The sequence below is a fragment of the Mesorhizobium sp. M7A.F.Ca.AU.001.01.1.1 genome (genome assembly GCF_004022735.1).
Lineage (GTDB): Bacteria > Pseudomonadota > Alphaproteobacteria > Rhizobiales > Rhizobiaceae > Mesorhizobium > Mesorhizobium ciceri.
In genome coordinates this window covers 1-7979 of the sequence record NZ_RZPF01000253.1, presented here as the reverse complement: position 1 = coordinate 7979, position 7979 = coordinate 1, and the positions used below count along the sequence as shown (strand labels likewise).

At 63.1% G+C, this 7979-nt stretch carries 11 protein-coding genes; 2 read left to right on the top strand and 9 right to left on the bottom strand.

Translation table 11 applies throughout. From position 1 onward, the window contains the following. Positions 1 to 796 (top strand): SMP-30/gluconolactonase/LRE family protein (locus EN884_RS17050; RefSeq protein WP_164895028.1); only part of this gene is annotated, 796 nt, incomplete at its 5' end. A gap of 127 nt (positions 797 to 923) precedes the next feature. After that, positions 924 to 1997 (top strand): D-alanine:D-lactate ligase-like protein, encoded by a 1074-nt coding sequence (locus EN884_RS17045; protein ID WP_063169672.1) that lies wholly within the window; start codon positions 924 to 926, stop codon positions 1995 to 1997. Between the two features lie 42 nt (positions 1998 to 2039). On the opposite strand, the gene EN884_RS17040 is transcribed toward EN884_RS17045, so the two are convergent. From EN884_RS17040 to EN884_RS17000, 9 genes are all read right to left on the bottom strand, one after another. Then, positions 2040 to 2450, bottom strand: a complete 411-nt coding sequence (locus EN884_RS17040; protein ID WP_063169673.1) for a GFA family protein — start codon at positions 2448 to 2450, stop codon at positions 2040 to 2042. A 41-nt stretch (positions 2451 to 2491) separates the two neighbouring features. After that, complete coding sequence (locus EN884_RS17035) at positions 2492 to 2959, bottom strand: SRPBCC family protein (RefSeq protein ID WP_063169674.1); 468 nt, start codon at positions 2957 to 2959, stop codon at positions 2492 to 2494. Then, on the bottom strand, positions 2956 to 3276 hold the full coding sequence (locus EN884_RS17030) for a metalloregulator ArsR/SmtB family transcription factor (protein WP_013528592.1): 321 nt from the start codon (positions 3274 to 3276) through the stop codon (positions 2956 to 2958). Before EN884_RS17030 ends, EN884_RS17035 begins: the two co-directional genes overlap by 4 nt. Positions 3277 to 3521: 245 nt before the next feature. Beyond that, complete coding sequence (locus EN884_RS17025) at positions 3522 to 3809, bottom strand: DUF1330 domain-containing protein (protein ID WP_063169675.1); 288 nt, start codon at positions 3807 to 3809, stop codon at positions 3522 to 3524. Between the two features lie 32 nt (positions 3810 to 3841). Further along, the gene (pyrF, locus tag EN884_RS17020) at positions 3842 to 4540 is read right to left on the bottom strand and encodes an orotidine-5'-phosphate decarboxylase (RefSeq protein WP_013528590.1); all 699 of its coding nucleotides are present in this window, start codon (positions 4538 to 4540) and stop codon (positions 3842 to 3844) included. Then, the gene (locus tag EN884_RS17015) at positions 4537 to 5133 is read right to left on the bottom strand and encodes an NADPH-dependent FMN reductase (RefSeq protein ID WP_063169676.1); all 597 of its coding nucleotides are present in this window, start codon (positions 5131 to 5133) and stop codon (positions 4537 to 4539) included. The genes pyrF and EN884_RS17015 overlap by 4 nt, the downstream gene beginning before the upstream one ends. Before the next feature lie 164 nt (positions 5134 to 5297). Continuing rightward, positions 5298 to 5903, bottom strand: coding sequence for a phospholipid N-methyltransferase PmtA (pmtA, locus tag EN884_RS17010; RefSeq protein WP_013528588.1), 606 nt, complete (start codon positions 5901 to 5903; stop codon positions 5298 to 5300). Positions 5904 to 6070: 167 nt separating this feature from the next. Then, positions 6071 to 7201 (bottom strand): molecular chaperone DnaJ, encoded by a 1131-nt coding sequence (gene dnaJ, locus EN884_RS17005; RefSeq protein WP_013528587.1) that lies wholly within the window; start codon positions 7199 to 7201, stop codon positions 6071 to 6073. A gap of 212 nt (positions 7202 to 7413) precedes the next feature. Then, positions 7414 to 7979 (bottom strand): Hsp70 family protein (locus tag EN884_RS17000; RefSeq protein ID WP_164895027.1); only part of this gene is annotated, 566 nt, incomplete at its 5' end.

Here is a 7979-nt window from a genome sequence, read left to right as displayed (position 1 = left end):
CTACTGGTTTGACATCGTCAACAGCCAGCTTCTGGAAAAGCGGCTGTCCGGCGGCGCGACCACCGTCCATGAGCTTGGCCAAATGGCGAGCGCCATCGCCGTCATCGACGACAAGCGCCAGCTGATCGCCGCCGAGACCGGCCTTTATGTCCGCGATGTCGCGACCGGCAAGCTGACGCTGCACACGCCTGTCGAGGCCGACAATCCGGTCACGCGCTCCAACGATTCCCGCGTCCATCCCTGTGGTGCCCTGTGGATGGGCACCATGGGCAAGGGCGAGGAAAAAGGCGCGGGTTCGATCTACTGGTTTTTCAAGGGCGAACTGCGCCAGCTGTTTTCGGACATCACCGTCTCCAATTCGATCTGTTTTACCGAGGATGGGGCGATCGCTTACTACACCGACACCTCGACCGGGATGCTGATGCGCGTCGCCTGCGACCCGGCGACCGGTCTGCCTGCCGGTGAGCCCAAGCTGTTCGTCGACCACCGCTCGGCCAAGGGCTATGTCGACGGGTCGGTGCTCGACCGCGACGGCATCCTGTGGAACGCCGTCTGGGGCGGCAGCGTCATCGAAGCCTACGGACCCGACGGCAAGCTCGTCCGCACGGTCGCCATGCCGGTGACGCAGCCATCCTGCCCAGCCTTCGTCGGCGCCAAGGCCGACCGGCTGGCGGTCACCTCCGCCTGGTCGGGCAAGGATGAGAAGCAGCGTCTGCTGGATCTGCAGGGCGGCATGACCTTTCTGCTCGATATTCCCGTCAACGGCCGCTTCGAGCCGCGCGTGCTGATCGCCTGATCGAACTGGATTCTACGGTCGGACGGTGCGTTGTCACGCCACCGCCCGCACCGTGTCGGTTTCGCGAGAGCCTGACGTCTCGACCATGCGATGGTAGGTGATCGTACCGCCGGGAATCGTTCATCTCATGCCAAGCCGTAAGCCGAAACTGATACTCATCCATGAGCCGGAAAAGGCTTGTTTCGACCGCCTGGTCGCCGACGGCCATGCGCCGCAGCGCGCAACCGAAATCGCGTCCTATCTGGCGCAGTCGACCGATCTCGCTCCTGAATTCGACGTGCTTGGCCGTGCCTGCCAGGCACGCGGCCTGTCGTTCGCGCCGGTGGGGCTCGACGACGCTGCCAGCGTGCTCGCCGGCGAGCATCCCAGCACAACGCTGGTCTGGACGCTGACCGACGGCATCGCCTATTTCCGCGGCGGCGCGGCGCCCGCTTTGGCGCGACTGGGCGGTTTCAAGACAATCGGCGCCGACGATGCGCTGTTCGCGCTCTGCCAGGACAAGTTCCGCTCCGGCGCCGTGCTCGGCGCGCTCGGCCTGCCGGTGCCACAGGCTGGGCTCGCGCGTGACGGCCAATGGCTGGTCGAGCCGCCGGCCTCGCCCGCCGGCTGGTTCGTCAAGCCCAACCGGCTCGGCGCCAAGATCGGCATCTGGCTGGAGTCGCGCTGCAGCGATCTCGCCCACGCTTTGGAGCTCAGCCGGCGCGTCTTTTCGGCCTATCGCGACGATGTCGTCGTCCAGCCCTACGTCGCCGGCCGCAACGTGCGCGCCAGTTTCCTTAGCCTGATGCCGGGCGCGGGAGTCGAAGTGCTTGGCGTGGCCTTTGTCGATTCAGGCGCCGATTTCCAGACCATGGCCGACAGCCTGGCGCTCTACGGCGACACTGGCGAGGCAGCGAAAGCGGCGGGACATTACGCCGAGCCGGAGCTCGTCGCGGTCGCCGACAGCCAGCCGGCCGCCGACGCCAGGATTCGTGCGATCGCCGGGCGGCTGATGAGCGGGCTCGGCCTGCGCGACGTGTTTTCCATCGATCTCAGGGTCGAGGCCGACGACACCGTCCACCTCATCGAGTTCGAGGTCTGCCCCGGCCTGCCCTGCTTCGATTTCCGCGCCTATTGCCGCCAGCAATGGGGCCTCGAGCTTGCCGATGCCATAGCCGAGACAGCGGCGAGCCGGCTGATCGGCCAAGAGCATCGGGCCTGAAGGCGCGACGGCAGATCGCGGGCCGACGGCGGACGCGTTTCACTACGGCATTCGCTCGACCGCCTGCAAGGCGGGATCCATCTTGTCCCAGGCATGGCCGTGGCTCGTGTAGGTCACCATCTGCGGGCTGAACTGTTCCGGATCGTCGAGGCTGGCCGCATGGACCGCTATGAATTCCGGCATGGCGACGGATATCAGAAAGACCGGCGTTCCGCAGGTTGGACAGAAGGTGTGGATTTTTTCATTGCCGCTGGCGCCCGCCACGCGCCAGGTGCTCACCTCCCCGGTAATGGCCATATCGGTGCGCTGGCCGAAGGTCAGGTAGGATCCGTGGCCGGTGCCTGAGCGCTTCTGGCAATCGCTGCATTGGCAGTGGTTCTGGAAGATAGGCTCGTCATTGGTCTCGTAACGGATCGCGCCGCATGCGCAGCCGCCGGTATAGCGCTTGGTCATTATCGTTCTCCACGGGTCTGATTCTGCTCGAGGTCGCAACATCAGGCCGATTTCGGCTTGGCGAAAATATCGATGCCGCTGCCGGTTTCGAGGAAGGATTTCAGGCTGGACAGCACCGCCGGCCAACCTTGGCTGACGCCTTTCGCCATGCCGCTGCCGGCCTCGAGCTCGTCATGGCTGACGGTCAGCCGCACCATGGTGTCGTATTCCTCGATGGCGAACGTCACCCGGCTGGTTTTCGACGGATCGTCGGCCTGCGAAGCGTTCGCCCAGGTGATGACGAGGCGGGTCGGCGGCGAAATCTCGACGACCTTGCCGACGAGTTCGACGGTCCGTTCGTCATTGGCGCGGATGTGTTCCCATTTCGAGCCCGGCGTCCATTCGGAGACGTTCTCGTGGCCCCAGTAGCGCTTTGCGATCTCGGGCTTGATTATCGCCTCGAACACCTTCTGCGGCGTCGAGCGGATATAGGTCACGTAGACAAAGCTCGTGGTCTCTCTGGTGGTCATTGGTCTTCTCCTTCGAGTTCCTGCTTCAGGTCGTGCAGCAGGCTGAGCCGCTGCCGTTCGAATTTCCGTACCCAGCGCTCGTAGACTTCGTGCAGCGGCACGGGATTGATGAAATGTAGTTTTTCGCGGCCGCGCTTGACCGTGCTCACCAGGTTGGCCGCCTCCAGCAGGTCGAGGTGCTGGGTGGCGGATTGCCTGGCCATGTCCAGATGATCGCAAAGCTGACCGAGCGTCTGCCCGTTCTGCTCGCACAGAAGGTCAAGCAGCCTTCTGCGTGTCGGGTCGCCCAGCGCTTTGAAAACCTTGTCGGCGTCCATCTGCCTCACTCTGTTGTAAGGCATAATATGCAGGTAAATACCTGCATGTCAACCGGCAATCCGACCGGCGTTGAATGACCGCTCGTCGGCACGGCTCCGCACCTGGCAACTGCGCCAGGCAGATCACCGTGAAATCGCGGAGCAAAGATATGTAAAATGAGCCTGCGGGGCTTCAAACGCCGCCAGGCTCTATCCGATTTTGAGCACGTCTCCGGCTAAAACCGGAACTATGCTTGCAGGGGACCTCAGGCGCCCTCGACCAGGACAATTTCGCCGTCGGCGACCTTCTGGCGAATGGCGGCGGCGCGCTGGTATTCCGGCGAATGGTAGCAATCGTGTGCGGCAGCCAGCGATTCGAACTCGATAATGACATTGCGTGCGCGGCCGGGGCCTTCGGCCTTTTCGTACTCGCCGCCGCGCGCCAGGAACTTCGCCCCGAAGCGCTCGAAGGCAGGTTTGGCGGCGGCGACATAGTCCTTGTAGCCTTCCGCGTCGCGCACATCGACACGAGCGATCCAATATCCTTTGGGCATTTTCTTGGTCTCCGAACTTGTTCCTGGAAATCTCAGGCCGAGCGCATCTCGTCGAGGATGGCTTCGGCCGCTTCCCGTTTGTTGGCCGCAGCAATGATCGGACGGCCGACGACGAGGTGGCTGGCGCCGTTGCGAATCGCCTGGCCCGGCGTCACCACACGCTTCTGGTCGCCATGGTCGCTGCCCGCCGGCCGGATGCCGGGCGTCACCACCGCCATGTCGGGTCCCACGATCCGGCGCACCGCCTCGGCCTCCGCGGCCGAGCAGACGATGCCGCCCATGCCGGCATGCAGCGCCTGTTCCGAGCGCCTAAGCACCAGCGTATGCGGATCGTACTCATAGCCGACGTCGATCATGTCCTGCTCGTCCATCGAGGTCAGAACGCTGACGGCAAGCAGGCAAAGGTCGCTGCCTCTGGCCGCCTCTACGGCGGCCTGCATAGCCTTGGGATAGGCGTGAATGGTCAGCATGGTCACGCCCATCTTGACGATGTTCTCGACACCCTTGGCCACCGTGTGGTCGATGTCGAGCAGCTTCATGTCTAGGAAGACGTTGGTGCCGCCGCTGGCCAGCTCCCTGGCGAAGTCGAGCCCGCCGGCGAAGGCAAGCTGGTAGCCGATCTTGTAGAAGGAGACGATGCCGTCGAGTTCGCGCACTGCCTGCTCGGCTTGCTTCACTGTCGGCACGTCGAGGCCGACGATGAGCCGGTCGCGCATGCTATTGGCGATCATGCCTCGATCCGGGTGGACAGCAGGCGCGAGGTCTCGATCAGCGTGCGGCATAGGTGCTCCATCGATTTGTGCAGTCTTTCGTCACGGAAATTTCCATCCTCGTCGAAGGCGTCACCGCCGTCGGGCACCGAGCATTCCGGCGTCACCACCTCCATCTGGCAACGCACCAGCACCGCGCGCAGATGGTTGATGCAGCGGATACCGGCAAAGTGCCCGTTGGAGGACGAGCAAAGGCCAACGACCTTGCCGGCCAGCGGCCTGACTGGCCGGCCACCATCCCTGCGCACCCGGCTCACCCAGTCGATCGTGTTCTTGAGCAGCGGCGGAATGGAGCCGTTATATTCGGGCGTGGCGATCAGCAGCCCGTCATGGGCCATGATGAGACGGCCGAGTTTCTGGGCGTTTTCGGGAACGCCTTTTTCCTTTTCCAGGTCTTCGTCCATGATCGGCAGGGGGTATTCGGCGAGCGAGATGCGGGTCACCTCGGCACCTTGCATGGCGAGTTCCTTTTGCGCCACGTCGGCGGCCCTGCCGCTATAGGCGCCGCTGCGCACCGAGCCGGCGAAGACGAGGATTTTCGGGATCACTGCCATTGGCCACCCTTGTTCCCGGACAGGTACAGCCAAGGACGGCTCAAATCAACGGCTGGATAGGATAGGGGAATAGGGCAGTAGGGAATATGGGAGTAGAAAATAGCCTGGAAATGGAACCCTTCATCCCTACTCCCTTACTCCCCTATTGCCTTATTCCCTTCTCACTAGTGCGCTTCGCGGCGATAGATCCACAGCTGCGTCGGCGGAATGTTGCGGAGGATGAAATCGAAATGTTTGACCGTATAATTGCCGCGGCCGGGTGGGATCGGCGACATCGGGCCATAGGTCAACTGCACGATCGGCCGTCCGGCCGGGATGCGGTCGAGCAGGCTCTCGATATAGGCGATGCGCTGGGCGACCGGAAAGTTGAGCAGCGGCACGCCCGAAACGACGGAATCGAAGATCATCCCGCTCTTGTCGCCAAGCGTGGCGTTGAGGTTGAAGGCGTCGCCCTCGATGACGTTGACGCCGGGATAGAGCCGCCGCAGGTGACGAACGAAATCCGTGGAATATTCGACAGCGTAGAGGTTTTCGGGGCGTACGCCCTGGGCGAGGATGGCGCGGGTGATGACGCCGGTACCGGGACCGACCTCGAGCACTGGCAGGCCGGATTTAGGATTGACGATCGAGGCCATCTTGCGCGCGGTGATCGAACTGGTCGGCACGATCGAGCCAACCGTCTTCGGCTTGTCGATCCAGCCCTTGAAGAATTTGAGTTCGTCGTCGAACTTTTCGACAAGCGCCTTCCGCAGTCCAGGGCCACGTGTCATGCAAGCTCTCCTCAGCGCTCCCCGCAAAGTTACTTAGCACCTGAGCGGTGCTAGGCAAGGCGCGGCCGGACGCATGTCGTGGATAAGATAATTTTCGTCGCGTCTCAAGGGGTGACGCGATTCAAGGATTTACGCGTGGCAAATCGGCTTACGCGGGCCAAAGTGCATCAACGCTCGCCGAAAGACTCGAAGAAATCCTTCATACGGGCGAAAAAGCCGCTCGATTGAGGCGAATTGTCCTGCGAGGAGAGCTGTTCGAACTCCTCCAGAAGTTCGCGCTGGCGCCGGGTCAGGTTCTGCGGCGTCTCGACCGCGGTCTGGATGTAGAGGTCGCCGACATTGGGCTGGCGCAGCACAGGCATGCCCTTGCCCTTGAGGCGGAACTGGCGCCCGTTCTGTGTGCCTTCGGTCACCTTGACCTTGGTCTGCGTGCCGTCCAGCGTCGTCACCTCGAAGGAGCCGCCAAGGGCTGCCGTCGTCATCGAGATCGGCACCTTGCAATAGAGATCGGCGCCGTCGCGCTGGAAGAACTCGTGCGGTTTGACCGCCAGGAAAATATAGAGGTCGCCCGAGGGCCCGCCGCGCAGGCCGGCTTCGCCCTCATTGGCAAGGCGGATGCGGGTGCCGTCCTCGATGCCGGCCGGGATGTTGACCGACAGCGAACGCTCCTCGGTGACGCGGCCCTGGCCGGCGCATTTCGGGCACGGATCCTTGATCGTCTGGCCGCGCCCCTGGCATTGCGGGCAGGTCCGCTCGATCGAGAAGAAACCTTGCGTGGCGCGCACCTTGCCGTGGCCGTTGCACATCGAGCAGGTGACGGGCTGGGTGCCGGGCTTGGCGCCGCTGCCCGAACATTCAGAGCACGAGATCGACGCCGGCACCCGGATCTGTGCGGTCTTGCCGGCAAAAGCCTCTTCCAGGGTGATTTCCATGTTGTAGCGCAGGTCGGCGCCGCGCTCGCGGCCGCCCGACGAGCGGCGCTGGCGCCCGCCCATCATGTCGCCGAAAATGTCCTCGAAAATGTCGGCGAAGCCGCCGGCGCCAAAGCCCTGGGCCCCGCCATTCATGCCGCCCTGTTCGAAGGCGGCGTGGCCGAAGCGGTCATAGGCCGCGCGCTTCTGCGGGTCTTTCAGCGTCTCGTAGGCTTCGTTGATTTCCTTGAACTTGTGCTCGCAGGAATGGTCGCCGGGGTTGCGATCGGGATGGAACTGCATGGCGAGCTTGCGGAAAGCGCTCTTGAGCTCCTTCTCATCGGCGCCTTTTTGCACGCCCAGCGTCTCGTAGAAATCAGCTTTCATTTTTTCCCGCTGTCCGGATGCTCAACGTCTTGAAGCATTGTTGCGTCTCTTGCCGGCACTGACGCTTCGATTTAGGTGCGATGGAAGGGGGATGCCAGTGTCGACGCGGCTTTGCCTGCATTTTTTCAGCAAGGCCCGCTGTTTTTCTGCAAGGGGTTGCAAAAAAGCCCGGCCTTCGCCGGGCTTTTCGCTTTATCTTGCCGTCAAACGGTTCAGGCCGACTTCTTCTTGTCGTCGTCCTCGTCGATTTCCTCGAAATCGGCGTCGACAACGTCACTGTCCTTGGCGGCGTCCGCCTTGGCGTCGGCTTCCGCCGCTTCCTTCTGCGAAGCCTCGTACATGGCCTGGCCAAGCTTCATAGAAGCCTCGGCCAGCGCCTGGCTCTTGGCTTCGATGTCGGCCGCGTCGTCGCCTTCGGTCGCGGTCTTCAGCGCCGCGATCGCGTCGGAGATCGCCGTGCGCTCGCCTTCCGAAACCTTGTCGCCATATTCCTTCAGCGACTTCTCCGAGGAATGCAGCAGCGCTTCGGCCTGGTTGCGGGCCTCGACCAGCGCACGCCGCTTCTTGTCGGTCTCGGCATTGGCCTCGGCGTCCTTGACCATCTTCTCGATGTCGGCGTCCGAAAGACCACCCGATGCCTGGATGCGGATCTGGTGCTCCTTGCCGGTGCCCTTGTCCTTGGCCGAAACGTTGACGATGCCGTTGGCGTCGATGTCGAAGGTGACCTCGATCTGCGGTACGCCGCGCGGCGCCGGCGGAATGCCGACCAGGTCGAACT

What these genes read in the sequence shown, in the direction of transcription:
- EN884_RS17045 (WP_063169672.1), top strand. Translation starts at nt 924, where the DNA reads ATGCCAAGCCGTAAGCCGAAACTGATACTCATCCATGAGCCGGAAAAG.
- EN884_RS17040 (WP_063169673.1), bottom strand. Translation starts at nt 2,450, where the DNA reads ATGACCAAGCGCTATACCGGCGGCTGCGCATGCGGCGCGATCCGTTAC.
- EN884_RS17035 (WP_063169674.1), bottom strand. Translation starts at nt 2,959, where the DNA reads ATGACCACCAGAGAGACCACGAGCTTTGTCTACGTGACCTATATCCGC.
- EN884_RS17030 (WP_013528592.1), bottom strand. Translation starts at nt 3,276, where the DNA reads ATGGACGCCGACAAGGTTTTCAAAGCGCTGGGCGACCCGACACGCAGA.
- EN884_RS17025 (WP_063169675.1), bottom strand. Translation starts at nt 3,809, where the DNA reads ATGCCCAAAGGATATTGGATCGCTCGTGTCGATGTGCGCGACGCGGAA.
- pyrF (WP_013528590.1), bottom strand. Translation starts at nt 4,540, where the DNA reads ATGATCGCCAATAGCATGCGCGACCGGCTCATCGTCGGCCTCGACGTG.
- EN884_RS17015 (WP_063169676.1), bottom strand. Translation starts at nt 5,133, where the DNA reads ATGGCAGTGATCCCGAAAATCCTCGTCTTCGCCGGCTCGGTGCGCAGC.
- pmtA (WP_013528588.1), bottom strand. Translation starts at nt 5,903, where the DNA reads ATGACACGTGGCCCTGGACTGCGGAAGGCGCTTGTCGAAAAGTTCGAC.
- dnaJ (WP_013528587.1), bottom strand. Translation starts at nt 7,201, where the DNA reads ATGAAAGCTGATTTCTACGAGACGCTGGGCGTGCAAAAAGGCGCCGAT.